The organism is Burkholderia ubonensis, from assembly GCF_902833085.1.
GTDB lineage: Bacteria > Pseudomonadota > Gammaproteobacteria > Burkholderiales > Burkholderiaceae > Burkholderia > Burkholderia ubonensis.
On sequence record NZ_CADFEB010000011.1, the window covers coordinates 90491 to 115995 of the forward strand.

At 67.4% G+C, this 25505-nt stretch carries 27 protein-coding genes; 13 read left to right on the forward strand and 14 right to left on the reverse strand.

The annotated features are described in order from the left end of the window. The first annotated feature begins 26 nt into the window (after positions 1 to 26). Entirely contained in the window at positions 27 to 1208 is a 1182-nt protein-coding gene (gene metC / locus HWX31_RS28645) for a cystathionine beta-lyase (protein ID WP_174960904.1), read from the forward strand. 87 nt (positions 1209 to 1295) lie between these two features. Then, positions 1296 to 1640 carry a DUF3088 domain-containing protein gene (locus HWX31_RS28650; protein WP_174960907.1) on the forward strand — a complete coding sequence of 115 codons (345 nt, stop codon included), beginning with the start codon at positions 1296 to 1298 and terminating at the stop codon, positions 1638 to 1640. 138 nt (positions 1641 to 1778) lie between these two features. Here HWX31_RS28650 and HWX31_RS28655 read toward each other — a convergent pair whose 3' ends face one another. Then, positions 1779 to 2474 carry a helix-turn-helix transcriptional regulator gene (locus tag HWX31_RS28655; RefSeq protein WP_174960909.1) on the reverse strand — a complete coding sequence of 232 codons (696 nt, stop codon included), beginning with the start codon at positions 2472 to 2474 and terminating at the stop codon, positions 1779 to 1781. A 77-nt stretch (positions 2475 to 2551) separates the two neighbouring features. Here HWX31_RS28655 and HWX31_RS28660 point away from each other — a divergent pair, with 77 nt between their 5' ends. Beyond that, on the forward strand, positions 2552 to 2920 hold the full coding sequence (locus HWX31_RS28660; RefSeq protein ID WP_174960911.1) for a VOC family protein: 369 nt from the start codon (positions 2552 to 2554) through the stop codon (positions 2918 to 2920). Positions 2921 to 2932: 12 nt separating this feature from the next. Here the strand turns inward: HWX31_RS28660 and HWX31_RS28665 are convergent, their stop codons facing one another. Continuing rightward, on the reverse strand, positions 2933 to 3820 hold the full coding sequence (locus tag HWX31_RS28665; protein WP_174960913.1) for a DMT family transporter: 888 nt from the start codon (positions 3818 to 3820) through the stop codon (positions 2933 to 2935). Between the two features lie 123 nt (positions 3821 to 3943). On the opposite strand from HWX31_RS28665, the gene HWX31_RS28670 reads away from it, so the two are divergent. Further along, a complete protein-coding gene (locus HWX31_RS28670) occupies positions 3944 to 5419 on the forward strand; it encodes an aminotransferase-like domain-containing protein (protein WP_174960915.1) in 1476 nt (491 codons plus the stop codon). Position 5420: 1 nt separating this feature from the next. Here HWX31_RS28670 and HWX31_RS28675 read toward each other — a convergent pair whose 3' ends face one another. Further along, positions 5421 to 5780 carry a glyoxalase superfamily protein gene (locus HWX31_RS28675; RefSeq protein ID WP_174960917.1) on the reverse strand — a complete coding sequence of 120 codons (360 nt, stop codon included), beginning with the start codon at positions 5778 to 5780 and terminating at the stop codon, positions 5421 to 5423. Between the two features lie 294 nt (positions 5781 to 6074). Here HWX31_RS28675 and HWX31_RS28680 point away from each other — a divergent pair, with 294 nt between their 5' ends. Continuing rightward, complete coding sequence (locus tag HWX31_RS28680) at positions 6075 to 6764, forward strand: M35 family metalloendopeptidase (RefSeq protein WP_174960919.1); 690 nt, start codon at positions 6075 to 6077, stop codon at positions 6762 to 6764. Continuing rightward, positions 6758 to 7237, forward strand: coding sequence for an OmpA family protein (locus tag HWX31_RS28685; RefSeq protein ID WP_174960921.1), 480 nt, complete (start codon positions 6758 to 6760; stop codon positions 7235 to 7237). The genes HWX31_RS28680 and HWX31_RS28685 overlap by 7 nt, the downstream gene beginning before the upstream one ends. A gap of 84 nt (positions 7238 to 7321) precedes the next feature. Here the strand turns inward: HWX31_RS28685 and HWX31_RS28690 are convergent, their stop codons facing one another. Beyond that, positions 7322 to 8755: a nicotinate phosphoribosyltransferase gene (locus HWX31_RS28690; RefSeq protein WP_174960923.1), complete on the reverse strand. Its 1434-nt coding sequence runs from the start codon at positions 8753 to 8755 to the stop codon at positions 7322 to 7324. Positions 8756 to 8828: 73 nt separating this feature from the next. Continuing rightward, on the reverse strand, positions 8829 to 9869 hold the full coding sequence (locus HWX31_RS28695) for a bifunctional nicotinamide-nucleotide adenylyltransferase/Nudix hydroxylase (protein ID WP_174960925.1): 1041 nt from the start codon (positions 9867 to 9869) through the stop codon (positions 8829 to 8831). A gap of 184 nt (positions 9870 to 10053) precedes the next feature. Between HWX31_RS28695 and HWX31_RS28700 the strand changes: the two genes are divergently transcribed. Then, the gene (locus HWX31_RS28700) at positions 10054 to 10506 is read left to right on the forward strand and encodes an SRPBCC family protein (protein ID WP_174960927.1); all 453 of its coding nucleotides are present in this window, start codon (positions 10054 to 10056) and stop codon (positions 10504 to 10506) included. Between the two features lie 72 nt (positions 10507 to 10578). After that, the gene (locus tag HWX31_RS28705) at positions 10579 to 11370 is read left to right on the forward strand and encodes a lysozyme inhibitor LprI family protein (RefSeq protein ID WP_174960929.1); all 792 of its coding nucleotides are present in this window, start codon (positions 10579 to 10581) and stop codon (positions 11368 to 11370) included. 25 nt (positions 11371 to 11395) lie between these two features. Here the strand turns inward: HWX31_RS28705 and speD are convergent, their stop codons facing one another. From speD to HWX31_RS28730, 5 genes are read right to left on the reverse strand one after another with little or no spacing between them, the layout of a single operon-like run. Continuing rightward, the gene (gene speD, locus HWX31_RS28710) at positions 11396 to 11773 is read right to left on the reverse strand and encodes an adenosylmethionine decarboxylase (RefSeq protein WP_174960931.1); all 378 of its coding nucleotides are present in this window, start codon (positions 11771 to 11773) and stop codon (positions 11396 to 11398) included. Continuing rightward, positions 11770 to 11916 (reverse strand): hypothetical protein, encoded by a 147-nt coding sequence (locus tag HWX31_RS28715; RefSeq protein WP_231716738.1) that lies wholly within the window; start codon positions 11914 to 11916, stop codon positions 11770 to 11772. The genes speD and HWX31_RS28715 overlap by 4 nt, the downstream gene beginning before the upstream one ends. Further along, positions 11913 to 13421 carry a DUF4178 domain-containing protein gene (locus tag HWX31_RS28720; RefSeq protein WP_174960935.1) on the reverse strand — a complete coding sequence of 503 codons (1509 nt, stop codon included), beginning with the start codon at positions 13419 to 13421 and terminating at the stop codon, positions 11913 to 11915. The genes HWX31_RS28715 and HWX31_RS28720 overlap by 4 nt, the downstream gene beginning before the upstream one ends. Before the next feature lie 9 nt (positions 13422 to 13430). After that, positions 13431 to 14435, reverse strand: coding sequence for an SPFH domain-containing protein (locus tag HWX31_RS28725; RefSeq protein WP_174960937.1), 1005 nt, complete (start codon positions 14433 to 14435; stop codon positions 13431 to 13433). Positions 14436 to 14462: 27 nt separating this feature from the next. Continuing rightward, complete coding sequence (locus HWX31_RS28730; RefSeq protein ID WP_174960939.1) at positions 14463 to 14849, reverse strand: DUF350 domain-containing protein; 387 nt, start codon at positions 14847 to 14849, stop codon at positions 14463 to 14465. 136 nt (positions 14850 to 14985) lie between these two features. On the opposite strand from HWX31_RS28730, the gene HWX31_RS28735 reads away from it, so the two are divergent. The 5 genes from HWX31_RS28735 (at position 14986) to murI (ending at position 20434) form a co-directional block, all read left to right on the forward strand. Beyond that, on the forward strand, positions 14986 to 16500 hold the full coding sequence (locus HWX31_RS28735; RefSeq protein ID WP_174960942.1) for a polyamine aminopropyltransferase: 1515 nt from the start codon (positions 14986 to 14988) through the stop codon (positions 16498 to 16500). After that, the gene (locus HWX31_RS28740; RefSeq protein WP_174960944.1) at positions 16500 to 18116 is read left to right on the forward strand and encodes an FAD-dependent oxidoreductase; all 1617 of its coding nucleotides are present in this window, start codon (positions 16500 to 16502) and stop codon (positions 18114 to 18116) included. The genes HWX31_RS28735 and HWX31_RS28740 overlap by 1 nt, the downstream gene beginning before the upstream one ends. 172 nt (positions 18117 to 18288) lie before the next feature. After that, complete coding sequence (locus tag HWX31_RS28745) at positions 18289 to 19071, forward strand: N-acetylmuramoyl-L-alanine amidase family protein (protein ID WP_174960946.1); 783 nt, start codon at positions 18289 to 18291, stop codon at positions 19069 to 19071. A 53-nt stretch (positions 19072 to 19124) separates the two neighbouring features. Further along, positions 19125 to 19514 (forward strand): lysozyme inhibitor LprI family protein, encoded by a 390-nt coding sequence (locus HWX31_RS28750; RefSeq protein ID WP_042588357.1) that lies wholly within the window; start codon positions 19125 to 19127, stop codon positions 19512 to 19514. An 86-nt stretch (positions 19515 to 19600) separates the two neighbouring features. Then, positions 19601 to 20434, forward strand: a complete 834-nt coding sequence (gene murI, locus HWX31_RS28755; RefSeq protein WP_174960948.1) for a glutamate racemase — start codon at positions 19601 to 19603, stop codon at positions 20432 to 20434. Positions 20435 to 20452: 18 nt separating this feature from the next. Here murI and HWX31_RS28760 read toward each other — a convergent pair whose 3' ends face one another. The 4 genes from HWX31_RS28760 to HWX31_RS28775 form a co-directional block, all read right to left on the reverse strand. Then, positions 20453 to 21799: a glutamine synthetase family protein gene (locus HWX31_RS28760; protein ID WP_174960950.1), complete on the reverse strand. Its 1347-nt coding sequence runs from the start codon at positions 21797 to 21799 to the stop codon at positions 20453 to 20455. Between the two features lie 139 nt (positions 21800 to 21938). Further along, positions 21939 to 22496, reverse strand: a complete 558-nt coding sequence (locus tag HWX31_RS28765) for a helix-turn-helix domain-containing protein (protein ID WP_042588360.1) — start codon at positions 22494 to 22496, stop codon at positions 21939 to 21941. 18 nt (positions 22497 to 22514) lie between these two features. Beyond that, positions 22515 to 23804, reverse strand: a complete 1290-nt coding sequence (locus HWX31_RS28770) for an NAD(P)/FAD-dependent oxidoreductase (protein ID WP_174960952.1) — start codon at positions 23802 to 23804, stop codon at positions 22515 to 22517. A 138-nt stretch (positions 23805 to 23942) separates the two neighbouring features. Beyond that, positions 23943 to 25178, reverse strand: a complete 1236-nt coding sequence (locus HWX31_RS28775; protein WP_174960954.1) for a peptidoglycan DD-metalloendopeptidase family protein — start codon at positions 25176 to 25178, stop codon at positions 23943 to 23945. Between the last annotated feature and the right edge of the window lie 327 nt (positions 25179 to 25505).

Below are 25505 nucleotides of genomic sequence, written 5' to 3' on the forward strand. Positions count from 1 at the left end.
GACCCCATCACGAAAAGGACGACGCCTTGACGACCCTGCATTCGACCGACACCGTACTCGCCCATGAAGGCCGCTCGCACGGCCAGCCCGGTGCGCCCGTAAACCCGCCCGTGTACCGGCAGTCGACGCTGCTGTTCCATGACACCGATGCGCTCGACGCCGTGCGCGGCACGCCGCTTGCGTACGGCCGCCACGGCAGCCCGACCACGCGCGCGCTCGAGAAGGCGCTCGCGCGTCTCGAAGGCGCGCATGCGGCCTTGCTCACGCCGAGCGGGCTCAGCGCGATCACCACCGCGCTGCTCGCCGTGCTGAACCCGGGCGACCATCTGCTGATGACGGACTCCGTCTACGACCCGACCCGTTCGTTCTGCGACGAAACGCTCGCGCGCCTCGGCATCGAGACGACCTTCTACGACCCGCGTCTCGGCGCGGACATCGCGTCGCTGATGCGGCCGAACACGCGCGCGGTCTTCACCGAATCGCCCGGCTCGCTGACCTTCGAGGTGCAGGACATTCCGGCGATCTGCCGCGTCGCGCACCGGCACGGCGCGGTGGTGCTGCTCGACAACACCTGGGGCACGCCGCTGAATTTCCGCTCGTTCGCGCACGGCGTCGACGTGTCGATCCATGCGGCGACGAAATACATCGCCGGGCATTCGGACGTGCTGATGGGCGCGATCCTCGCGACCGAGGCGCTGGCGCCGAAGATCACGCGCTGCTACCGGCAGCTCGGCATGACCGTCAGCGGCGACGACGCGTATCTCGCGCTGCGCGGCCTGCGCACGCTGTCGGTGCGGCTCGAGCGGCATCAACGCACTGCGCACGCACTGACCGCGTGGCTCGCGACGCAGCCCGAAGTCTCGACGATCCTCTATCCGGCGCGGCCGGGCGATCCGGGCCATGCGCTCTGGCAGCGCGATTTCACGGGCGCGTGCGGGCTGTTCGGCGTGGTGTTGCATCCGCAGGCCGCCGACGCGATGCGCGCGATGCTCGACGGGATGACCTGCTTCGGCATGGGCTACAGCTGGGGCGGCTTCGAGAGCCTGATCATCCCGGCCAGCCCGGCTCGCCACCGCACGGCGACGCACTGGCCGTGGGACGGCCCGCTGCTGCGGATTCACGCGGGCCTCGAGCATCCCGACGACCTGATCGCGGATCTCGACGCGGCCTTCGCGCGCCTGCGCGCGGCCGCGCTCGCGGAAGCCTGACGTATCCGCGCTGCGGCGCGCGCGTCGCGCGGGCCGCAGCGCACCGGAGTTTCTTCAACGTTCGACCCCAACCTTAGCGAGGCAAGCATGAAAGACACGCTGTTCATCCTGCGTCCCGGTTTCTTCAAGGACGCCGACGGCCCGTTCTACTGCGGCGATTCCGTTGCCGTCGAGGGACTGCTGAGTTTCTTCCCGCAATTGCGCGACGCGGTCGACGTCGAGTACGTCGACGCGCCGCGGCCGCGCCAGCCGATCGCCGCGTTGATCGGCGAGGACAACCAGTCGGCGCCCGTGCTCGTGCTCGGGCAAGCCCGGGCGCCGAAGGATGAAGCGATCGTGGTGAAGGAAAGCAACGGCCGGCGCTTCATCGATGCGCCGGCGGATATCCGGCGGTATCTGTCGTCGCAGTATGGAGTCGCGCATGTCGCGTGACACGGCGCGCGTCGCGTCATGACGCGCTGACCGGTGTACACGGTCTCGGGCTTCGCGTGCCGCAAGGCTCGCGGAGTCCGATCGGGCCGCCATGCAATCGGCGCCCCGGACGTCGTGCCGCACCGCAAGCCGGCCGCCCTAATCCGGAACGCGCACGTCGAGGCCGGCCTGCCGCCATGCCTTCAGCAACGCCGCGCGCCGTCGCGGATAGCGTTCATCGAGCCGCGCCAGCGCGACGATGCGATCGGTCCGGAAATGCCGGAAATCGTTCCTGAGTTCGCACCATGCGACCAGTATCCGCGCGTCCTCGAAATAGCCCAGCGCGAACGGCCATACGGTGCGTTCGGAACGCTTGCCCCGGCCGTCGGCATAGGCGACCCGAAGCTTGCGCTCGGTGCGGATCGCGACACGCATGTCGTCCATGTCGACGGCTTCCCGATCGGCGATCGTGCGCGGACCGACCAGCAAGGTGGTGCTGTCCAGGTCGCGGCGCAACTCGGCGGGCAGCACGGCGGAGATTTTCGCGAGCGCGTCGGACGCGGCCGACGTCAGTTGCGCGTCGGCGAACTTCGCGACCCAGCGGAAGCCGAGCGTCAACGCCTCCAGTTCGGATTGCGAAAACATCAGCGGCGGCAGCATGAAGCCGGGGCGCAGCACATAGCCGACCCCCGGCTCTCCCTGGATGTCCGCGCCCTGGGCCTGCAAGGACGCGATGTCGCGATAGAGGGTGCGGATGCTGACGCCGAGTTCCTGCGCGAGCACGCGGCCGCTGACCGGCCGGCGGTGGCGTCGCAGCGCTTGCAGCAGCGACAGAAGGCGTTCGGAGCGTGTCATCGCACGATACTGCCATTTTCTGGCAGCGTCGTCCAATAGAATGGTTCGCACCTCAGGCCGATCAGGATCGATCCATTATGACTTCGCCCAACCTTGTTCTTCTCTATGTCGACGACCCGGCGCGCAGCGTCGTGTTCTATGAAAAGCTGTTCTCGCGCGCGCCTGTCGCCGCGTTTCCCACCTATGCGGCCTTTGCGTTCGACAACGGGCTTCATGTCGGGCTGTGGTCGACGAGCGCCCGCGATTTCGTGTCGCACGGCGCCGGCCATCGCGCCGAGCTTGCGTTCATGGTCGACGGCGATGCGGAGGTCGACCGCCTGTACGAAGCGTGGAAGGCGCTCGACGTGCGGATCGAACAGGCGCCGATGACGGCCGTGTTCGGGCGGACCTTCGTCGCGCTCGATCCCGACGGGCATCGCTTGCGCGTCTGCACGCCGGACAACTGAGCGCCGCTTGCGTCACCCCGCCCGGCGCACCGGCATCCCCCGCGAGAAATACTTCGCCCCGGCCACGCACCCGACGACGATCGCGGTCACCGCGATCATCGACGCCGGCACCGGCTCGTGCAGCAGCCCGGCCGCGAGCACGAGCCCGAAGAACGGCTGCAGCAGCTGCAACTGGCCGACGCCCGCGATGCCGCCGAGCGCGAGCCCGCGATACCAGAACACGAAGCCGATCAGCATGCTGAACAGCGACACGTACGCGAGGCCCCACAGCGCACCGGCGTCGACGCCGTCGAACGACGCGGGCCGCGTGATCCACGCGAGCGGCAGCATCACCGGCAGCGACAGCACGAGCGCCCACGAGATCACCTGCCAGCCGCCGAGATGCCGCGACAGGCGCGCCCCTTCCGCATAGCCGAGGCCGCACGCGACGATCGACGCGAACATCAGCGCGTCGCCGACCGGCGATGCCTCGCCGCCGTTGCGCAGCGCGAATGCGGCAACCGCGCCGCTGCCGATGAGCGAGCAGACCCAGAACGGCAGCCGCGGCCGCTCGCCGCCGCGCCACACGCCGAACAGCGCGGTCGCGAGCGGCAGCAGCCCGACGAACACGATCGCGTGGGCCGATGTCACGTGCCGCAGCGCGAGCGCCGTCAGCAGCGGGAAGCCGACCACGACACCAAGCGCGACGATCAGCAGCGACACCGCCTCGTCCCGCGTCGGCCGCCGCTCTTTCGTCGCGGCAAGCAGGATCAGCGCGAGCACCCCGGCGATCGTCGCGCGCGCGAACGTCAGGAACATCGGATCGAGCCCCTGCACCGCGACCCGCGTCGCGGGCAGCGAGCCGCTGAAGATGATGACGCCCAGCAGGCCGCTGAGCCATCCGTCGGTGGACTTTTGCACGGGAATTCCTGATCGAAGGTGAATGCCGATGATCCGCCCGCCGCCAAAAGCGCGTAAGCTACAGCACAATACAATTCGACAAAACTGTACTGGACAAACGTCCGTACAGTTTATGCTTTCACCATGAACCTCATCGATCGGAACCTGGCCCCGCCCGCGCCGTCACGCACGCGCGTGGAAACCGTGATGGACACGCTGCACGCGCGGATCGCGAGCCGCGCGCTGATGCCCGGCGCGCGGGTGCCGTCGATCCGGATGATGGCCGACGCGCTGCAGGTGTCGAAGTCGACTGTCGTCGACGCATACGAGCGGCTCGCCGGCGAAGGCGTGCTGGTCGCGCGGCGCGGGTCGGGCTTCTACGTGTCGGGCCACGCGCCGCCGCTTGCGCTCGCGGATCTCGGGCCGCGCCTCGATCGCGAACTCGATCCGCTGTGGCTGTCGCGCCAGTCGCTCGAAGCGGCCTCGACGACCGTGAAGCCCGGCTGCGGCTGGCTGCCGTCGTCGTGGCTGCCGGACGAGAGCCTGCGCCGCGCGCTGCGCGCCGTCTCGCGCGACGAGCCCGACGCGCTCACCGACTACGCGACGCCGCTCGGCCTGCCCGCGCTGCGCCAGCAGCTCGCGTGGCGGCTCGCGCAGCATGGCGTCCACGCGGAACCCGCGCAGATCATGCTGACCGACGGCGGCACGCACGCGCTCGATCTCGTATGCCGCCTGCTGCTGGAGCCCGGCGACACGGTCGTGCTCGACGATCCGTGCTACTTCAATTTCCAGGCGCTGCTGCGCGCGCACCGCGCGCGGATCGTCAGCGTCCCGTATACGCCGAACGGCCCCGATCTCGCGCGTTTCGAGCAGACGCTCGTCGAGCACCGGCCGCGCCTTTACATCACGAACGCGGCGCTGCACAACCCGACCGGCGCGACGCTCGCGCCGAGCGTCGCGCACCGGCTGCTGACGCTCGCGGCCGAGCACGGCCTGCTGATCGTCGAGGACGACATCTTCGCGGACTTCGAGAGCACGCCCGCGCCGCGGCTCGCGGCCTTCGACGGGCTGTCGCGCGTCGTGTCGATCGGCAGTTTCTCGAAGACGCTGTCGGCCGCGATCCGCTGCGGCTACGTCGCCGCGCGCCCCGAATGGATCGACGCGCTCGTCGACCTGAAGCTCGCGACATCGTTCGGCAATGCGCAGATCGGCGCGAACGTCGTGCACCGGCTGCTCGTCGACGGCACGTACCGGCGCCATCTGGACGGCCTGCGCGCGCGCCTCGCGGACGCGATGGGCGAAACGATCCGGCGCCTCGCGCGCGCCGGGCTCGAGATCTGGACGGAGCCGCGCGGCGGCCTGTTCGTGTGGGCGCAGTTGCCGGACGGGCTCGACGCCGCGCGCGTCGCGCGCCACGCGCTCGACCGCGACGTCGTGCTCGCGCCCGGCAACGTGTTCAGCGCGTCGCGCAGCGCGACGTCGTTCCTGCGCTTCAACGTGTCGCGCTGCAAGGGGCCGGCAGTGTTCGATGCGCTGGCGCGCGCGATGGAGGCGGCGCGGCGCGATGGAGGCGCGGCGGAGCCGGAAGCGAAAGATCGCGCATTGGCGCGCGACCTGTGACCTACGACAGCTCGCAGAAACGGAGCCGGTTGCCGAAAGGATCGGTGATCTGCATCTGCCGGCCCCAGTCGAGCGTCTCGACGCCGGGCCGCGCATACGTGTAGTTTTTCTCGAGCAGTTCCCGATGCAGCGCGTCGATGTCGCTGACCGGCACGAAGGTCGTCGAGCCGGGCGTGCTGTCGCCGTGGTGCTCGCTCAGGTGCAGCACCACCGAATCGCGCTTGATCTGCGCGTACAGCGGCAGCCCCGGCTCGAAGCGATGCTCCCAGTCGAGCGTGAATCCGAGGTAGTCCAGATAGAAGCAGTACGCCTTCTCGATCGAGAAGATACGCAGGATGGGAATGGCGTGCAGCAACGGCATCGTTCGGGCCTCGTGATGGGAGAGTCGGGCCGGCGGCGGCATGGATGCACATGATAACGCGCCGAGGTGCCGGTTCAGCCGGTTTCCCCGAGCCTGATGCCACATTCAGTTTGTGACCACACCAAAAATCATACTCATCCCATAGACAGCCAGGCGGTCGTCGACGGACAGTTCTCGAAATCGATTCATTCGAAAATTGCCGAGCCGATGAATGGAAGCATCCTGATCTCCGCGTCCGAAACGGTCCGGCTTATGGCAGAAACTCTACAAGCCTAATGAAACGGGGATGACGTCATGAATTCAAGTAGCACCAGCGCACATGAGGATGAAGACTGGATCCTCGTAGGAACCGGGTACACGAACACGATCCCGGGATCGGTACACGAAATCGCACTCGACATGACGCCTATTTGCCCGAACATGTCGAATCGCGCGTTTCGGAAATTGATCGTGCGACTACGCGATGCCGCGATATCACTGATTCAGGATCGAATTCGCGGCCTTGCAGCTTGGGATCAGGATGAGCAGGAACGAGTCAAGACGTGGTTCGGCCGATCCGACGATACCGTACGACATACGCTGATGGCCGGATTGCCCAGGCTTCTTCAAGTCATGCAGGAGTTGAAGCCGGAGAACGTCATCAGGTGGGATGAACAGAAGCAAAGGAACATCACATGCACCGTCTTTCCCGACAACGGGATCACGGATGCCTCGGTATGCAAGCCGGATTCACACAGGCGAATAATCGCCATCTATCCGCATTTCTGCACGCTCCCGGATGCGCGACTGTCCACTAGTTGCAAGTTGAAAGTGTTGATCCACGAATGTACGCACTATATCGACACTTTCGACTCGAACGACGAAGTCTATGGTTTCGGCACCGGACTGAAATACTGGGCGCTCGAACATCAAGACCTGGCAATCGGCAACGCAGACAGTCTCGCCTGCTATGTTTCGTTCTTTGACGACAGGGTCCTGTGGTGAAACCTCGCTCAATCTTTGCCGGCGCGACACTTTGGCTGTGCCTTGCGTTTCCGCCGATGTCCATCGCATGTACCGTTTCGGAAGATCTGCTCGACAGCGTTCCACTCGATTCCGTCGAGATACCGAACGCAGATCGCATAAAGATCGCGGAAATGGTCATAAGAGCCCGTCAATGGCCCGACGCGGAGATTCGCGGCATCATCTCCGCAGGAGCATACATTGGCGAAAAGAATCCGCAGGCACTCGCACGAGAACGTGCGGCGCGCTTGAAGGATTACCTGATCCAACTCGGGATCAAGGAGAAAAACATCTGGTCGGATACCCGCACTATCTCCAAGTCCTACCCGAGAGACAGCGCGGGGTACGAAGGCTACCTTCAAATAGGGCTGACGCTTGTGCCCATTTGCGAAGGGGGGTGCAAACGTCTTTGCGATGATCCCCGCGTCACACCGACATCCAAGGCAATTCCGTGACTCGGCCTGCCATCCGGTCAGGCAGTCGTCCGAAACGGCATTTGGCGAGGCGGCGCAAAAAACAACGCCGCCCCGCCCCTCACCTCACACCTCCCCCGCGTGCGCCCTCGCCCGCACGTCGGCCAGCGATACATCGACCAGCAGCCGCCCCGTATCGAACACCGTCACGAGCGCATCGTCCCATTCGCTTTCGATCGCACGATCATCCCACGCGACCGGCAGCGTCACCGTCCGGTACTCGCCGGTCCGGCGGTTGCGCAGCAACGTGAGCCGCCCCTTCTTCGAGCGCTTGCCCTGATCGGTGACGGGGTCCTTGCAGACCTCGCGCCACACGCCGCCGCGCCGGATCGCCGAGCACTTCATCGCGAAGCGCTGCGTGTCGCGGTTCACCTGCTGCAGCAGCGCACCGCCCATCCCGAACACGACGTTGCCGGCCGCGTAGCCCGCGTCGTCGAGCGCGGCCAGGATCGCCTCGATCGAACTCGCGTCGACGCCGTCGCCCTGGATCACGCGCACGTGGTTCAGCACGCGCCGGCCCTTGCCGTTGAGCGTCGAGCCGAACGACGCGTCGAGCGCGCGCACGGTCTGCAGCACGATCGTCACCGGATCGCCGGAATCGGGCCGCACGACGAGCGTCGCGCCCGAGTCGATCACGGCCTGCTTCAGCTCGCCGCCCCACAGGTCGAGCGCGGCGAACAAATCGTAGGAATCCGATACGACCGACACGATCGCGCCCGGCAGACCGAAGCGGCGCAGCATGTTCCGGTACGCATCGGCCTCGCCTTCGCGACCCCACGACGTGATCGTGCTGTGCTCGGCCGCCGGCACCGAATACGCGGCCATCGGCTCGCGGTAGAAGCGGTTCGCGGCAAGCACGCCGAGCACCGTATCCGAGCCCATGAAGCTGACGAGGTGCGCGGCGCCGCCGATCGCCGCCGATTCCGCGCTGGACACGCCGCGCGCGCCGAAGTCGTGCAGCTTGAACGGCAGTTGCGCGAGGTCGTCGTCGGTCTTCTCGAGGAAGCGGCGGATCGTCTGCCGCAGGTGCCAACTCTGCGTCGCGACCGTCACCGGATACCACACGCGCAACAGCATCGTCTCCAGGTACGACGCGAGCCAGAACACCTGCGGGTCGTCGCATTCGACGGTCATCAGCACGTTGTGCGTCGGCACGACCGAGCCCTCCGGCACCGCGCGGATCTTCACCGGCAGGTAGCCGTCATAGCGCTCGACGATGTAGCGCCAGCCGGCTTCGTTGAACGGCTCGCCGTGCACCGTGAAGAAATCGCGCGCGTCGTCGATCATCGCGTGCGTGACCGGCTTGCACAGATATTCCTTCAGCAGCATCTGCAGGCCGAAGAACAGCGTGCGCTCGTAGCGGCCGCCGCGCGATTCGACGTACGAGAACATCGCGGTCGCGTCGGCCGGGTATTGCAGGAAGTGGGATGCCTTGTACGAATCCGTGTTGAGGATCGGATTGGCGAGAACCGCGGCAAAGCCGCCGAGATCGTTTTGCATGGCTAGAGCTCCTCTAGGCCGTTGAGATGCCGCCGCGTCTGTCGCGGCGGACCGGAATGCGGGGATCAGCGGATCACAGCTTTCCCAGGAAGTGATAGGCAATGTCGAAGTGATCCTCGAACATCACGCCGCGCATCTGCGCGAATTCGTTGAGCGGCACCCAGCGCGCCTTGTCGGCGTCGTCGCTGCCTTTCACGCGCGGCAGCTCGCCGGTCGGGAAGCTGAACAGGCACGCGTGCGTGATCGTGCGGCCGCGCAGCGAGCGGGTCGGATGATCGAACACCTGGCGGTCCTTCAGCGAGCCGCGCAGCACGGGCTCGGGCAGCTTCAGGCCGGTTTCCTCGCGCAGCTCGCGGATGCATGCAGTGTCGAGCCGCTCGTCCTGGTTCACGAAGCCGCCCGGCAGCGCCCACAGGCCGCGGCCGGGCTCGCTGCGCCGGCGCACGAGCAGGATGTGGCCGGAATGCACGACGACCGCGTCGACGGTCACGAATGTGACCGGGTACGGCGCCGCCGCCCACGCCTTGCGATACGCGGCGATGAACTCGGCTTCCGCCTTCAGCTGCGCGAATTCCGGCTGCGTGCGGAACCGCTCGAGCCAGCCGAACACGGGCTCGGGCACGGCCCATTGCACGAAGCTGTTGGAGCGTTCGGCGAAATACTGGTCGCGAATTTCGGTGGCGGAAATGTCTTCCGTCACGTCGGCCTCGACCAGCTCCCATTGCGGGAACATCCGCAGGTAATACGACGTGGCGTCCTTCTCGTGGCCGATCAGCCCGACCTTCCGGTGCGCGACGTCGCCGAGCGCGGACGCGACGGCATCCTGCACCCAGCGCACCCAGTCGCCGTCGTTGTACGTCGAGTCCTGCACGGGGGCGATCGTCACGCGGTCGCGCTCGGACGCGTCGAGCAGCGAGGCCAGCATCTGGCGGCGCTCGTCGAACGAGAACGGATCCTTGATGGTGCGGGGCTTGTCGGTCGACCCGATCAGCACGCAAACGCGCTCGGCCCGGCTCAGTGCGGACTTCAGCACGTTCAGGTGGCCACGATGCGGAGGCTGGAAACGACCAATGAAGACAAGCGCGTCGAAGCGCCTGGTGTGTTGCGTACTCATGAGGCTCCCTCAAGAGATTGAAACGCTTCGGGTCTGTCCCGAAGGCATGAAACGGATCGTAGGCTTTTTTTTGAGATGCGTCAATCGAACGCATGCTCGACTTGACGATGCCTGACGGAAATCGCGAGACTGGCGCGCTACACTCGTTCGACTCCATCCGAACCTGCGCGGACGCGCCCCGATCATGAGGATCTCAGTCAGCCGCACCGTCGGCGTCGATCGCAGACGCCTCTTCACGTGGTCGCAGGATTACGGGCGGCGGCTCGTGTGGGACAACTTCCTCACCGACGCATACCTGCTCGACGGCATGACGGCCGACGTCGGCATCGACGCGTTCTGCCGCAGCACCACGGGCGCGACGATGGTGTCGCGCTACATCTCGTACCAGCCGCCGCAGGTCGCGGCGGTCGAGATGGTCGACGGCCCGAAGGTGCTCGCGCGTTTCAGCGGCAGCTGGAACTTCACCGAGCGCACGCCGGGCACGACCGACGTGAAGTTCACGTACCACTTCCGCGCGCGGCCGGCCTGGCTGCGCTGGCTCGTCGAGCCGCTGATCGGCGCGTTCTACCTCGTGCACACGCGCCGGCGGCTCGATGCGTTCAAGCGCTGGGCCGAAGCGGAGGCCGCGCCGCGTTGACAGGGGCGGCAACCGGCCGGACACTTCAACGCCATCCGGTTCGCCGATTTCCCCCATGACGAGGACGAGTACGTGTTCAGCTTCCGTTACCTTTATCTCGCGGTTGCCGCGATGAGCGTCGCGCTATCCGCGCATGCCGCCGGCATCGACTGTTCCGCCGCGAAGACGCGCACCGACCGCCTGATCTGCGGCGACAAGGCGCTCGTGTCGGCTGACGGTGCACTGGCGAGCGCCTACGATGCGACCGTCGACGCCGCCGCCGACCCGCGCGCGGTGATCCAGTCGCAGCGCGCGTGGCTCAGGCAGCGCGATGCGTGCGGCGATGCCGCTTGCGTCGCCGCCGCGTATCGCGACCGCGTGGCGGCGCTAAAGCAGGTGAAGCCGGCGGGCTGGAAAACCTATCGCGATCCGGCGCTCGGCATCTCGTTCGAGTACCTCGCGAACCGGCAGGTGAAGAAGCCGTGCCCGGTGCTCGGCGGCGACCGCTGCGTCGCGATCGTCGGCCGCAACATGACGAACAGCAACTATTTCATCGCATTCGAGATCGTCGACGGCGCGCTCGAGCCGGTCGCGGAAAAGGAAGCCGGGTTCGAGCGGCAGGACGACGGCAAATGGATGTCGACGTTCGGCCGCGGCACGCCGCAGGAAGTCGAGCGTTTCTCAGGCCCGGGCTGGCGCGGCATGCACGCGACGATCACGTGCGGCATCAGCGATCCGGAAACCGGCTTCCATGCGGCGGGCGGCGAATGCTACTGGGCCGTGCTGAGCAACGGCAAGCGGGCAGCCGTCGCGAATACGCAGGGAATCGTCGGCACGGACGACGCGACGATGCACAGCGTCTCGACGTTCCGCTTCGACCGCTGACGCGAACGAAAGGGCGACGCGCCGCTCACGCCCCGCCGCGCGCCGCTTGCTGCCGGATCTCCGCCCGCGCGCCGAGCGCGGCCGCGATCGCATCGACCGCATCGGCCGCGCGCGCCGCGCCGCACATGAACGCGTCGACCGCGGCGAACCCATGCTCGGGCCACGTATGAATCGTGATGTGCGACTCGGCGAGCAGCACGACGCCGGTCACGCCATGCTCGCCGCCGAAATGATGGAAGTGCGCGCCGATCACGCGTGCGCCCGCGCGTCGCGCCGCGTCGGTCAGCACCGCCTCGAGCCGCGCGGCATCGCGCAGCAGCGCCGCATCGATGCCGCCGAGATCGGCCAGCACGTGCGAGCCGAGCGTCGCGCGCGGCGCGGCGATTGCATCGCCCGCCGTCATTTGTGCGACCCGTACGACGAGTAGCCGCTGCGGGCCGACGAGCTGCCCCACCCGCTCGTTCCACCGCCGCCGCCCGGCGGCGAGCAGCTGAACAGGGTCACGACGATCGTCGCGTAGATGCCGTACAGGATGTACTTGGTCACGACTCGCCTCCCTCCGACGCGAATCCCTTCCATACCCATTCGGGCAGCCACAGGACGAACAGGCCGACCAGCACGTACACCGTGCGGCCGTTGAACGCGAACAGATCCTCGAAGTTGACGAACACGAGCAGCGCGCTGAACAGCATCGGCAACGGCGCGAAACTATGCGGGCGCTTGCCTTTTGCTTCGGTATCCGTACGCTTCGCGGCCGCCTTCGCCGCGCCTCCGGCCGCGAGCGCCGGCACGCCGAAGCGCTCGGCAAGCTTGCCGGCCGAAATCCGCTGCGCGCGCGACCAGACGATCTCGGTCGCGCTGCGCTCCATCGTCAGCTTGTCGTTCTGCCAGCCGTAGTCGACGATCGACGTGCGATCGCCGACCTGCACGCGCCAGTTGAACGCGCCGACCACGTACACGACTTCCGACGCATACGCGTCGCGCTTGCGATAGGTCTTTCCTTCGTCGGTGACTTCGGCGTCGTCGCCGATCGTCGGCCAGTGATCGAGCACGCTGACGCGCTCCCAGCGCCCTTCGCTCTGCACGAGCCACAGAAAGCCGCGCTTCGGATGCAGCAGCAGGTATTCGTCCCACGTCTCGTTGTCGCCCGGCACCTTGCAGCGCATCATGCCGATCACCGTGTACTTCGCGCCGTCGAACGTGCCGGCCGCGCCGAGCGCCAGCGCGCCCTGCACCGCGTCGAGCTCGCGCTGCTTCGCGAACACGGTCTGCTGCTCGGCCGTGCACTGCACGCCCGCATGACACGAACCGCACACGACGTAGTCGGCCACGTTCGGCGCATACGACAGCGGCGCGCCGCAGCTCGGGCACGCGAACGCCTGCATCTGCGCGCCGCGCGGCTCCCGCGTGTCGGCTTCGACCTCGCGCAGCCCGGTGAACGCGAGCGCGTCGAACGTCATCGCTTCGCCGGCGTACAGCGCCGGACGGCCGTCGCCGCCCGCATCCGAGTAGTCGAACGTCGCGAACGCGCCGCCGGTTCGCAGGTCGGCGACGCGCGCTTCCCAGCCGGCGCCGACGCGGAACGGCAACTCGCCGTCGCCGCCCGTGCAGCGCGCGGTGCGCACGTCCGACACCAGGTAGTGCAAGCCGCCGTGATTGATCTGCATGCCCGGCTGCAACGCGCTGAAGGCGGGCCAGGAGCCGAGCGCGTCGTCGGGCTGACGGACCGTGATCGCATACTGGCCGGACGCATCCGACAGCCAGCCGAACGCGCCGTCGTCGAACACGACATACCATTCGCTCCACGCGCCGGCGTCGTAGGTCAGCTCGATCCGGCCGAGCACGGTGAACGCGCGCTTGCCGTAGCGGCCGGCGGCGCCGATCTGCACCGGCGACGCGTCGTCGACCACCGCGGCCAGCTCGCCGATCCGCTCGACGTCGGCGCCGCGCTTGAGCAGCGTGCTGCGGCAGAACGCGCAGACGGCCATCACCGCCGCCGCCGAGCGGAACGTGACCGGCGCGCCGCACTGGGGGCACGAAGTGCTGAACATGCGGAATGCTTATCGAGTGAGTTTCGCGAGGATCTCCGCCTTCGCGCGCGCGTATTCGTCGTCGGTCACGAGCCCCTTGTCGTGCAGCGCCTTGAGCTGTTCGAGACGCTGCACATAATCGACGTCACCCGCGGCACCGGCGGCCGCCGGTTGCGCACCACCGGCGATCTGCCCTGCCATCGCCTGCCCGATCGCCGCGCCGGCCGCGAGGCCCGCGCCGACGCCGGCGATGCCGCCGGGATTCTGCGCGGCAAGCGGAATCGCCTGCGCGGTCTGGTATTGCGTCGCGCGGCCGAGGTCGCCCGCCACGCTCGCGCCGATCCGCAGGTCGAGCGCCTTCTGCAGCTCGGCCGGCAGCGACACGCTCTCGACCACGAACGCGTCGAGCGCGAGACCGTAGCGCGTGAACGCCGGCACCAGCGCTTCGGCCACCCGGTGCGAGAGCTGCATCTGGTTCGCGGCCATATCGACGAACGCGACGTCCGCCGAGCCGAACGCGGTGCTCATCGCGGTCACGACGACGTTGCGCAACTGCTGCTCGAGATCGTCGACCGTGTATTGCGCGCGCGTGCCGCTGATCTCGCGGTGGAACGCGAGCGCGTCGACGATCCGGTACGAGTAGATGCCGAACGCGCGCAGCTGCACGATGCCGAATTCGCGGTCGCGGATCGTCACCGGCTGCGCGGTGCCCCAGCGGCGGCCTAGCTGCAGCCGCGTGCTGAAGAAATAGACGTCGGACTTGAAAGGCGACTGAAAGAGCTTGTCCCAGTTGCGCAGCGACGTGAGCACCGGCAGCGTCTGGGTCGTCAGCGTATGGAGGCCCGGCTGGAACACGTCGGCGACCTTCCCTTCGTTGACGAACACCGCGACCTGCGATTCGCGCACGGTCAGCTTGCCGCCGTACTGGATCTCCTGGTCTTCCATCGGATAGCGCCAGGCGAGCACGCCGTCCGTGTCTTCCGTCCATTGCAGGACGTCGATGAATTGCTTGCGGATGAACGAACCGAAACTCATCAGGGTCTCCTCGAAACGCGCGCGGCGTCAGGTCAGGCAAGCGGCATTGATGATGCCGACGACCAGCGACGCGGTGCCCATCAGGCCGCCCATCGCGGCGTTGCGGTCCTCGATCGCGTGGTTCATGCCGGGCATCATGCGGGTCAGCACCACGTAGGTCAGCAGTTGCACGAGCATCGCGCCGATCGCCCACAGCACGACCGCGCCGAGCGTCGAGTTGTGCGCGATGCTGGACGCGAGCGTGAGGCAGAAGCCGACCAGCGCGCCGCCGAACGACAGCGTCGCGGCGACGTTGCCGTCGCGGATCAGCGCCAGTTCGTCGAACGGGGTGACCTTCAGGTACACTGCCGCGAACGCCAGGAGCAGCACGAACGCCGACAGCAAATGAACCGCATAAGAAAAGGCACTATTCATTCTTTCCCTCGGATTGTGTGCTCGGTTCGCCACCCCGCAGCCGGCCGGCCCCCGGACGGCCGGCCCCCGGATGGCCGGCCCGCCAAAATCCGCGCCAGTATATCCACATTGCCGACCGCGACACAACGGACGTCCCATGCTGCATAGGCGCGCGCTCGTCCTGTCGATCCTGGTGCTCGCGTCGTGCGGGCTCGGCTACGAACTGATCAGCAGCGCGCTGTCGAGCTACCTGCTCGGCGACTCGATCCTGCAGTTCTCGTCGGTGATCGGCTGCTACCTGTTCGCGATGGGCGTCGGCTCGTGGATTGCGAAGTTCGTCGACGACGACGACGTGCTCGACCGCTTCGTCGACATCGAGCTGCTCGTCGGCCTGCTCGGCGGCGTGTCGGCCGCGCTGCTGTTCGCGGTGTTCGCATGGCTCGCGGCGCCGTTCCGCGCGGCGCTCTACGCGCTCGTGTTCGCGCTCGGCGTGCTGATCGGGATGGAGATCCCGCTCGTGATGCGCGCGTTCCAGCAGCGGCGCCAGGCGTTCCGCCATACCGTCAGCGAAGTGCTCAGCTTCGACTATCTCGGCTCGCTCGCGGTGTCGCTGATCTTCCCGCTCGTGCTCGCGCCGCGCCTCGGCCTGCTGCGCACGAGCTTCCTGTTCGGAATCCTGAACGCGCTCGTCGCGCTGTGGACGATGCATCTGTTCCGCGACGAGATTCGCCGGGTGCGCGCCAAGCAGATGCGCGCGTCGCTCGTGATCGGGCTGCTCGCCGCCGGCTTCGCGCTGTCGGGGCAAATCACGCACTGGGCCGAGCACGGCGTATACGGCGACGAGACGATCTACGCGGAAACCACGCCGTACCAGCGGATCGTGCTGACGCAATGGCACGACGACATGCGGCTCTACCTGAACGGCAACCTGCAGTTCTCGTCGCGCGACGAGCATCGCTATCACGAGGCGCTGATCCACCCGACGCTCGACGCGCTGCCGTGGGCGAAGCGCGTGCTCGTGCTCGGCGGCGGCGACGGCCTCGCGGTGCGCGAGCTGCTCAAGCACCGCAACCTCGAGCAGATCACGCTCGTCGACCTCGACCCGGCGATGACGCGCCTGTTCGAGACGTCCGCGCCGCTCGTGAAGCTGAACCAGGGTTCGCTGAAGGACCCGCGCGTGCACGTGATCAACGACGACGCGGTGCGCTGGCTCGAAGCGAACGCCGACGTGTATGACGCGATCGTCGTCGACTTCCCCGACCCGACCAACTTCGGCCTCGGCCGCCTCTATTCGGTGCCGGTGTTCCGGCTGCTCGCACGGCACCTGTCCGAGAACGGCTATGCGGTGATCCAGTCGACGTCGCCGTATTTCGCGCCGCATGCGTACTGGACGATCATCGCGACGCTGCACGAGGCGGGCCTCAATACGTGGCCGTACCACTGCTACGTGCCGTCGTTCGGCGACTGGGGCTTCGTGATCGCCGGCAAGCGCCGCGACTTCACGGTGCCGACCCACTACTCGGTGCCGACGCGCTGGCTCGACGCGCAGACGGCCGCCGAGATGTTCCACTTCCCGGCCGACATGCCGGCGCTGCCGATGTCGCCGAACGAACTCAACGACCAGCCGCTCGTGCGCCGCTTCGACGACGACTGGAAGCACGTGCTGCGCTGATGGACCGCCGCACCTTCATCGTCGCGTCGGCCGCCGCGTCGCTTGCGGCCTGCGGCCGGCTCGGCTGGATCGAGACGACGCCGCGCATCGACTATCCGGGCATGCGTGAAGGCCACGCGCTGCGCGATCAGGCGGCGCTGCCGCCGCCGTCCGGCACGCTCGAGACCGACGTCGCGATCCTCGGCGCGGGTGCGGCCGGCCTGTCGTGCGCGTGGCAGCTCGCGCGCGCCGGGCACCGCCGCTTCACGGTGCTCGCCGGCCCGGAATTCGGCGGCAACGCGGCCGGCGGCCGCTTCGGCGAGCTCGGCTATCCGAAGGGCGCGCACTACCTGCCGCTGCCGGCGCGCGAATCCACGCATCTGCGCGACATGCTCGCCGACCTCGGCGTGATCGAAGCCGCGCCGTTCGCCGCGCGGCCGGCCTACGACGAACGCGCGATCGTGCACGCACCCGACGAGCGGCTCTACATCGCGGGCCAGTGGCAGGACGGGCTCGTGCCGACCACCGGCATCGGCCGGGACGAACTCGCGCAGCAGGCGCGCTTCTTCGCATACACCGACACGCTGCGCACCGCGCGCGGCAACGACGGGCGCAAGGCGTTCTGCATTCCGCTCGCCGAATCGTCGCGCGACCCGCGCTGGCGCGCGCTCGACACGCGCTCGTTCCGGCAATGGCTGCTCGACGAAGGCTATACGGCGCCGTCGCTGCACTGGTATCTGAACTACTGCTGCCGCGACGACTACGGCGCGGGCTACGAGCACGTATCCGCGTGGGCCGGGCTGCACTACTTCTCGTCGCGCGCCGGCCATGCGAGCGATGCCGGCGATGGCGCGGTGCTGACCTGGCCCGACGGGCTGCACACGATGGTGACGAAGCTGTCCGCTTCGATCGCCGCGCGCACCGGCTCGCGCGACTGGTCGCAGGCCGGCTTCGCGGTCCGCGCGACCGAACGCGCGGGCGGCGTCGACGTGCTGTGCGCGCGCGTCGACAACGGCGCGCTGACCACTTTCACGCTGAGAGCGCGGCGCGTCGTCTGCGCGATGCCGCTGTTCGTCGCCGCGCGCGTGTTCCCGCAGTTGCGCGAATACGGCTTCGAGCCCGCGCGCGACCTGCCGCCGCGCGCGCCGTGGCTCGTATCCAACTTCCTGCTCGACGGGATGCCGGACGAGGCCGCCGGCGTGCCGCTCGCTTGGGACAACGTCGTCTACGGCGGCGCGGGGCTCGGCTATGTCGTGTCGACGCATCAACTGATCCGGTTGTCGCCGCCGACTCGCTCGGTGTTTTCCGCGTACCAGGCGCTGAGCACGCGCACGCCCGACGACACGCGCCGCTGGCTCGCCGCGGCGAAGCCGGACGAGCTGCGCGACCAGGCGGCGACCGACCTGCGCGCGGTGTACGGGCGCGCGCTGTGGAAGCACGCGAGCGCGCTCGAGATCACCGTGCGCGGCCACGCGATGGCCACGCCCGACGTCGGGTTCCTGAGCCGGCCGGGGCTGCTCGCGCTGCGCGACGCCGACGGGCCGGTCGTGTTCGCGCACGCGGACCTGTCGGGGATGTCGCTGTTCGAGGAGGCGTCGTACTGGGGCATGCGCGCCGCGCAGCGCGTGCTCGCGTAACGAACGCCGCCGCATGTTTTACAACCCGCTTTCAGCCGGCCGGACACCCGTGGTTTTGTCATTGCGGGGCGGCCGGCAGCCGCTATAATCGCGCCACATTCCGACTGCACCATGCAGGCCGACGGCCGCGCGCCGCTTCGTCGAGCGCAGCCGCATTCACGCGACAACAACAATGAACCGAACCGTCCAACGCCTTCGCCCGTTCGCAGGCGCCGCCGCGCGCGCACTCGCCTGCGCGGCCCTGCTCGGCATGCCGCTCGCGCTGCGCGCCGCAGACGCCGCGCCGGCCGCCAACGCACACGCACACGCACACGCACACGCACACGCACACGCTCCGTACATCGTGATCGACACCGGTCACACGCTGGCACGCCCCGGCTCGACGGGCGCGAGCGGCCGCGTCGAATACCTGTACAACCTCGACCTGTCGAGCGCCGTTGCCAAGCGGCTGGGCGACGACGGCGCCCGCGTGCTGCGCACGGCCGCGGACGGCCGCGAGATCAAGCTGGACCAGCGCTCGACGCAGGCGCCCGATGCCAACCTGTTCGTGTCGATCCATCACGACTCGATGCAGCAGCAATTCATCGACGCCGGCCGGCAGCGCGAATTCCGCGGCTTCTCGGTGTTCGTGTCGGAGCGCAATCCGCATTACGAACAGAGCCTGCGCTGCGCGAAGGCGATCGCCGGGAAGCTCGTCGCGGCAGGCGAAACGCCGTCGCTCTATCACGCGCAGCCGATCCGCGGCGAGAACCGTCCGCTGATCGACCCGCACCTCGGCATCCACCGCTTCGACGATCTCGTCGTGCTGCGCACCGCGCCGATTCCGGCCGTGCTCGTCGAAGCCGGCGTGATCGTCAATCCCGACGAAGAGAAGCGGCTCGCGCAGCACGACACGATCCAGCGCCTGTCCGCCGCGATCGCGGGCGGCATCGAGGCGTGCACCGCGTCCGAATGACGACGCGGCGCGCGTGCGTCGTCACCGGTTTTTACCCAGCAAGGAGCATCCATATGAAAAAGAATCTGCTCGCCGCATCCTGCGCGCTGTTCGCGCTTGCCGTTCCGTTCGCCGCGCACGCGGCCGGCTGCGCGAAGCCGCGCGGCGCATTCGACCAGGTGTACTGCAGCAGCACGCAGTTCTCGCAGCTCGACCGCGAGCTGAACGACCAGTACGGCCGCCTGCGCAAGCAACTGAGCGGCGACCAGCAGGCGTCGCTGAAGACGGGCCAGCTCGCGTGGCTCAAGCAGCGCGACGACAAGTGCAGCACCACGCGTGACGACGGGTATTACGTGAACCTCGAATGCGCGATCGACATGACGCAGTCGCGCCTGTCGTTCCTGCGTGAGCGCGATCGCGAGTGTTCGAGCACGGGGTGCGTGGCGTCGAAGATCGGGCAGTAAGGCCTTTAGCGCAATCCCCGGGACCGGGATCTGCACGCCAGCGATTCCGGTACCCCTTCCGTGCGCCAGACGCACGTCCCAAGCCCATGCACACACTCACGCACAACGGCATCGCCCCCATCGGCGTATTCGATTCGGGCCTGGGCGGATTGTCGGTCGTCGAAGCGGTCCGTCAGCGCCTTCCAGGCGAAGCCATCCTGTATATCGCGGACTCCAGGTACGCGCCCTATGGCGAAAAGTCCGATGCGTTCATCAGGGCGCGCAGCCAGGCACTTACGGAATGGCTGGTGCAACACGGCGCGAAAATGCTGGTGATTGCATGCAACACGGCAACGACGCACGCAATCTCGCATCTCCGAAGTCAGTTCGCGATCCCGATCATCGGCGTGGAGCCCGGGATCAAGCCCGCCGTGCAGGCCTCGGCATCAAAAGTCGTCGGCGTGCTCGCGACTGCCGCAACGCTGCGCAGCCAACGATTGCAGGCGCTGCTGGCGGAGAACGATCACGCGTGCCGCTTCGTGTGTCAGGCGGGGCATGGCCTCGTGGAACGCATCGAACAAGGCGAAGCGACGGGATCGGTCGTCGAATCGCTGCTCGACGCATACCTGACGCCGATGATCGGCGAAGGCGCGGATACGCTCGTGCTGGGCTCGACGCATTACGCGTTGCTCATGCCGAGCATTCGAAGGGTCTTCGGCTCCCGATTCCGCTTGATCGAGACCGCGACCGCAATCGCACGACGGGTCGACCATCAGCTTGCCGAGTTCCGGCTGCACAACGATGCGAATCCCGCCAACGCGCCGCTGCAATTGTGCTCGACCGCGACATCGGCGGAGCAACGGGCGCCCTTGGCCAAACTCGCGCAGGGGCTTGCGCTCGCCGGACATCGGGTGGCCGCCGTCGACATCGAGACGAACTGACCGATCATCCGGCCCGCGTCACAGAAACCACCGATACTCCCGCGCGCCGATCTCGTTCATGAAATCGATCTGCTCCTGCCGCTTGTTCTCGCAATAGACCATCACGAACTCGCCGCCGAGCCCTTCGCGCACCGCAGGATGCGCGTGCATCGCGGCGACCGCCGACAGCATGTCCTTCGGAAAATCGATGCCGCTGCCGCGATCGTCGTTGAGCGGCGCGATCGGCTCCTTGCCCGCGTCGAGCCCGTATTCCATCCCGGTCAGAATCGCCGCCAGCACGAGATACGGATTCGCGTCCGCGCTCGCGAGGCGATGCTCGATCCTCAGGTTGCCCGCATCCGATTCGGGAATCCGGATGCACGCGTCGCGATCCTCGAATCCCCAGCTCGCGCGGCTCGCCGCGTTCACCATCGACCCGTAGCGCCGGAACGCGTTGTGGTTCGGCGCGAACACCGGCATGCAGTGCGGCAGCAGCGCGAGGCAGCCCGCGACCGCATGGCGCAGCGGGCGCTGCCCGTGCGCCGCCAGCAGGTTGCGCCCCGCTTCGTCGTACAGGCTCACGTGCACGTGCATGCCGCTGCCCGGCGCATGCAGGTACGGCTTGCCCATGAAGCTCGCGCGATAGCCGTGCCGCAGCGCGACGCCGCGCGTGCTGCGGCAGAACAGCGCCGACCAGTCGGCCGCGCGCAGCCCGTCGTCGGTGTGGCCGAAGTTGATCTCGAACTGGCCGGGCCCGAGCTCGGCGGTGATCACCGTCGCATCGACGCCCTGCTCGCACGCGGCCTCGACCATCTCGTGCAGCACGTCGGAGAACCGCGACAGCCGCTCGATATGCATGTTCGGCTGATCGTCGCGGTCGTCGCTCAGGCGGTCGCGCGGATACTGCGGCAGGCCGTCCGCGAGCTGCGCGGCGAACAGGTAGAACTCGAGCTCGAACGCGACGACCGGGCGAATCCCCCGCTTCGCGAAGCGCCGCAGCACGCGCGCGAGCACTTCGCGCGGCTCGAACTCGATCGGCGCGTCGGTGCCGTCGGAGCTGATCAGCATCTGCGCGAGCGGCTGGCTTTCCCAGCGCACCCGCTTCAGCGTGCCGGGAACCAGCCGGCGCGGCGCGTCCGGATCGCCGTCGTTGAAGCAGTAGTCGCCGATCTTGTACAGGCCGCCCTGCGTGCCGAGCAGCACGCAGTTCTGCGGCAGCTTCAGCAGCGAGCCCGATGCGACCTTCTCGAGCGCGTCGATCGGATAGCGCTTGCCGTAGAAGTGGCCGGGCAGGTCCAGGCAGATCAGGTCGACATAGCGGATCTCGGGGTGCGCGTGGCGGAATGCTCGGACTTCATCGACCAGCGCGGAAACGACGTCAGCCATGATTCATCCTTTCGTTCGAGTGTGACGATGCCGCGTCGCGGCGAACCGGGGCCGAACGGCCGGTGCAGCACCGCACGCCCCCATCGATCAGTACGTCAAACCATGTGCTTCGAACGCGGCATCCCGCCGCGACGACGCGTCAGGTGAACACCCAGATGACCCGCGTGGGCTGGTCAGTCAGGTTCGCGTAGCGGAACCGCTTGTGCGCGGGCAGCTGGAACGCATCGTTCGGGCCGAGCGTGACGGGCGTGTCGTCGCCGTCGAGCCAGATCGTCAGTTCGCCTTCGAGCACGAAGCCGCCCTGCTCGTCGCTGTCGTCGACGGGCCGGTCGCCGCTGCTCGCGCCCGGCGCGAGATGGCTCTCGAGGACCGAGAAGCGCGCGCGCATGCTCGGCGACACGAGGATGTCCGTGATGCCCGCCGCGTAATACACGGTGCGGCGCTCGCCGGGCCGCGTGACCCACGGCACGGAGCGCGGCTTGTCCAGGCTGTAGAAGTACGTGGTCGGCACGCCGAGCGCCTCGCCGATCGCCGTCAGGTCCGCGACGGTCGGACGCGACAGCCCCCGCTCGACCTGCGACAGAAAGCCGACCGAGCGGCCGATCCGGTCGGCCAGCTCGTTCAGCGTGACCTTGCGGTGCTTGCGCAGATCGCGGATCAGGATCGCCAGGCTTTCGATTTCTTCCTGTTCGTTCATCGTGTGTTCCGGAGAAAGTCAGACGGTGTCGCGCAGCCGGTACCAGGCCTTGCCGATCGCCTCCAGCGGCGCGGCGAACCGGCCGCCGCCGGGAAAGCGCGGGTTGCGGACGCGCTGGTACAGCGCGAGGAGCCGGTCGTCGCCGAGCACCGCGTCGGCGACGGCGCGCGCGCCCGCGAGCGTCGGCAGCACGCCGTGGCCGGAAAAGCCCTGCAGCCAGTAGCGCTGCCCGCAACGGCCGAGGTCCGGCGTGCGCCGCATGCTGATGTCGATGTGGCCGCCCCATGCGAAGTCGAGCGGCACGCCGCGCAGCTGCGGAAACACGCGTTCGAGGTGCGGCCGCGTCGCCGCCGCGATGTCCGCGGGGATGCCGCCGAGATACGTGCAGCCGCCGCCGAACAGCAGGCGCCCGTCGGGGCTCAGGCGGAAGTAGTCGGGCACGAACTGGTTGTCGATCACGCAGTTGTCGCGCGGCAGCAGCGAGCGCGCGAGCTCGGGATCGAGCGGCGCGGTCGCGACCTGGTAGGTGCCGACCGGCAGCAGCCGGCGCGACAGTCCGGGATCGAGCCGGTCGACGTACGCGTTGCACGCGAGCACCAGCACGTCCGCGCGCGCTTCGCCGGCGGCGGTGCGCGCGACGTAGCCGCCGCCCGTCTCGCTCAGGTCGAGCACGCGGCTCTGCTCGAAGATGCGGCCGCCCGCGCGCTCGATCGTCTGCGCGAGACCGAGCGCGAGTTTCAGCGGATTCAGGTGCCCGGCCTCGGGATCGTAGAGCGCCGCGAGATAGCGCGCGCTGCCGATCCATTCGGGCATCTCGGCGTGCGGAATCACGCGCAGCCGATCGTAGCCCCAGCGCTCGGCCGCTTCGTCGCGCGCCTGCGCGAGCATCGCGACGCGGCGCGGCCGCACCGCCGCCCACAGGCTGCCCGGCCGGTAGTCGATGTCGAAGCCGTGGCGCGCCGGCAGGTCGCGCACCTCGGCCGCGGCCCAGCGCATGCTGTCCCACAGCGCGCGTGCGCCGTCGCGGCCGAGCGCCGCCTCGAGCGGCGGCATGTCGCACGACCAGCCGAGCAGCGCCTGCCCGCCGTTGCGCCCCGACGCCGCCCACGCGACCCGGCTCGCTTCGAGCATCACGACGCGCTTGCCCGCGAGTGCGAGGCGCAGCGCCGTGTGCAGCCCGCTGAAGCCGGCGCCGACGACCAGCACGTCGGCGTCGACACGCGACTCCAGCGCCGGGCGAACCGGGATCGGCGCCGGGTGCGTGCCGGCGTAGTAGCTTGCGACGTGGCGGTCCGACTGCAGGAACATGCGCGCTCCCATGAAATTTCTGACGGGAAATTTCATGAAAAACTAGCATGACAATTTCACGTGGGCAAGCGTGCGTTTGTTGTACCCCCTTGCACCGTGGCGGCCGTACACATATTCATGCGTGACGGCGCACCCTCGCTAGCTCACGCATTCAGGCACCACCGGGCCGTTGCTGCCCGTGTAGACAAATCCGTCCGATATCCATTGATTCGAGTCGAGTCGATACCAAAGCCGTGTGACGCCCCAGTTGCCATCCACCGGATCACCGTACTTGTAGCAAGCGAGCTGCACGGTGCGACCGTTCTCGACCGAACCGACGATCGCCGCCGACAAAGAAGGCGCGCTGCGCAGGTTCGCCTGACTCGGCGCCTGAACACGCGCACTGACGGGCGGTGACGGGTCGACCGGACCGCCGGAATCTTCGCCCCCGTAGTTGACCAGCCATGCCTGCGGAGAGACGCGCCGCTGATTGCGAACCGCGTATCCGGCGTACGGTTCGGCGCCCGCGAAAAATTGCCAGCCGCCGATCGTCATCCCGTTGATCGGAATGTCGTTGCCGTCCTTGCTCAGCGAGAAGTGAACATGCGGCCCCGTCGTTTGTCCGCCGCACGGCAGCCCGTTTCCGACGCTGCCGAGATAATCGCCCTGACGGACCCGCGTGCCGCTATTGAGCGACGTCAACTGGACCATGTGGTAATAGGTCGTCGCATAGCCGTTGTCGTGAACCAGCTTGACGATCGCACTGCCGTTTCGCTCGCAGCTCTTGTAAAGATAGCCGTCCCGAGCCGCCAGCACGCGACCGTTGCCGCCCGAGAAATCCAGGGAGTTATACGGCCTGCTTTGTCCGGACCAGCCGTGGGCTCCGCCCGTCCAATACCATCCGGCATTCAGTTGCCACGGCAGCGCAAGGCCCGGTTGCGGCAATGCCGCCGACCGTGGTGCAAACGAGCGTCTTACCGCCAGGTTTTTCCGTTCCTCGGCGGCGAGCAGCGTTGACGGCGCCGAGTTGAGTAATTCTCCAAACTGGCTGCCGCCCTCGACGCCTGCGATCCATCGGCCATTCACGTTGCGCGCAAGGAACAGCTTCGTGACGGGATCGACGGATTCGTCTTCGCGCAGGATTTGGGTAGCAGCGCCCAATACCCACCCGGAAGTTTCATCCGTTTTCAATGCCTCGACCAGGTTGCCGCCCGACTGGGCCGGCAGCGCCGACTTTCCGCTCGATCGAGATTCGAGCGCCTGCTCGATCGAGCGTTGCAACGACGCCTCGATGGGCGCCGCATGGACGATGTTGACGAGGCTGGCTGCGACGAGCGGAATTCCGATGAGGCATTTGATCGATTTCGATGCATGACGGCCGGCGAAATTACGCATATGCAAATTCCCCATATCGATGAGCTTCAGATAATCAACAAATTGAAATAAATTTCAGATCGATTCTCTATTGGCAATTCTCTTTTTTGCCACGCACAGCACCACCAGCCCGACTCTAACAAAATTCATACAAAAGATCATTTTGGAATTTTCCGGAAAACTACCTCATTGCAATTCCATATTTACGGAACAATTCACAAATGCTTTTTCCATTCATCTTTCTTGAATCGGATCGCACCGGGGATCATGGACGCCGGCTGGTTCAACGCAACCATCCGACGCAGGCCCCCTTGTTGCAGAGACGAAACGTCTTTCCTGCAGATCGCC

What these genes read in the sequence shown, in the direction of transcription:
- HWX31_RS28650 (WP_174960907.1), top strand. Translation starts at nt 1,296, where the DNA reads ATGAAAGACACGCTGTTCATCCTGCGTCCCGGTTTCTTCAAGGACGCC.
- HWX31_RS28655 (WP_174960909.1), bottom strand. Translation starts at nt 2,474, where the DNA reads ATGACACGCTCCGAACGCCTTCTGTCGCTGCTGCAAGCGCTGCGACGC.
- HWX31_RS28660 (WP_174960911.1), top strand. Translation starts at nt 2,552, where the DNA reads ATGACTTCGCCCAACCTTGTTCTTCTCTATGTCGACGACCCGGCGCGC.
- HWX31_RS28670 (WP_174960915.1), top strand. Translation starts at nt 3,944, where the DNA reads ATGAACCTCATCGATCGGAACCTGGCCCCGCCCGCGCCGTCACGCACG.
- HWX31_RS28675 (WP_174960917.1), bottom strand. Translation starts at nt 5,780, where the DNA reads ATGCCGTTGCTGCACGCCATTCCCATCCTGCGTATCTTCTCGATCGAG.
- HWX31_RS28680 (WP_174960919.1), top strand. Translation starts at nt 6,075, where the DNA reads ATGAATTCAAGTAGCACCAGCGCACATGAGGATGAAGACTGGATCCTC.
- HWX31_RS28690 (WP_174960923.1), bottom strand. Translation starts at nt 8,755, where the DNA reads ATGCAAAACGATCTCGGCGGCTTTGCCGCGGTTCTCGCCAATCCGATC.
- HWX31_RS28695 (WP_174960925.1), bottom strand. Translation starts at nt 9,869, where the DNA reads ATGAGTACGCAACACACCAGGCGCTTCGACGCGCTTGTCTTCATTGGT.
- HWX31_RS28700 (WP_174960927.1), top strand. Translation starts at nt 10,054, where the DNA reads ATGAGGATCTCAGTCAGCCGCACCGTCGGCGTCGATCGCAGACGCCTC.
- speD (WP_174960931.1), bottom strand. Translation starts at nt 11,773, where the DNA reads ATGACGGCGGGCGATGCAATCGCCGCGCCGCGCGCGACGCTCGGCTCG.
- HWX31_RS28720 (WP_174960935.1), bottom strand. Translation starts at nt 13,421, where the DNA reads ATGTTCAGCACTTCGTGCCCCCAGTGCGGCGCGCCGGTCACGTTCCGC.
- HWX31_RS28725 (WP_174960937.1), bottom strand. Translation starts at nt 14,435, where the DNA reads ATGAGTTTCGGTTCGTTCATCCGCAAGCAATTCATCGACGTCCTGCAA.
- HWX31_RS28730 (WP_174960939.1), bottom strand. Translation starts at nt 14,849, where the DNA reads ATGAATAGTGCCTTTTCTTATGCGGTTCATTTGCTGTCGGCGTTCGTG.
- HWX31_RS28735 (WP_174960942.1), top strand. Translation starts at nt 14,986, where the DNA reads ATGCTGCATAGGCGCGCGCTCGTCCTGTCGATCCTGGTGCTCGCGTCG.
- HWX31_RS28740 (WP_174960944.1), top strand. Translation starts at nt 16,500, where the DNA reads ATGGACCGCCGCACCTTCATCGTCGCGTCGGCCGCCGCGTCGCTTGCG.
- HWX31_RS28745 (WP_174960946.1), top strand. Translation starts at nt 18,289, where the DNA reads ATGAACCGAACCGTCCAACGCCTTCGCCCGTTCGCAGGCGCCGCCGCG.
- HWX31_RS28750 (WP_042588357.1), top strand. Translation starts at nt 19,125, where the DNA reads ATGAAAAAGAATCTGCTCGCCGCATCCTGCGCGCTGTTCGCGCTTGCC.
- murI (WP_174960948.1), top strand. Translation starts at nt 19,601, where the DNA reads ATGCACACACTCACGCACAACGGCATCGCCCCCATCGGCGTATTCGAT.
- HWX31_RS28760 (WP_174960950.1), bottom strand. Translation starts at nt 21,799, where the DNA reads ATGGCTGACGTCGTTTCCGCGCTGGTCGATGAAGTCCGAGCATTCCGC.
- HWX31_RS28765 (WP_042588360.1), bottom strand. Translation starts at nt 22,496, where the DNA reads ATGAACGAACAGGAAGAAATCGAAAGCCTGGCGATCCTGATCCGCGAT.
- HWX31_RS28770 (WP_174960952.1), bottom strand. Translation starts at nt 23,804, where the DNA reads ATGTTCCTGCAGTCGGACCGCCACGTCGCAAGCTACTACGCCGGCACG.
- HWX31_RS28775 (WP_174960954.1), bottom strand. Translation starts at nt 25,178, where the DNA reads ATGCGTAATTTCGCCGGCCGTCATGCATCGAAATCGATCAAATGCCTC.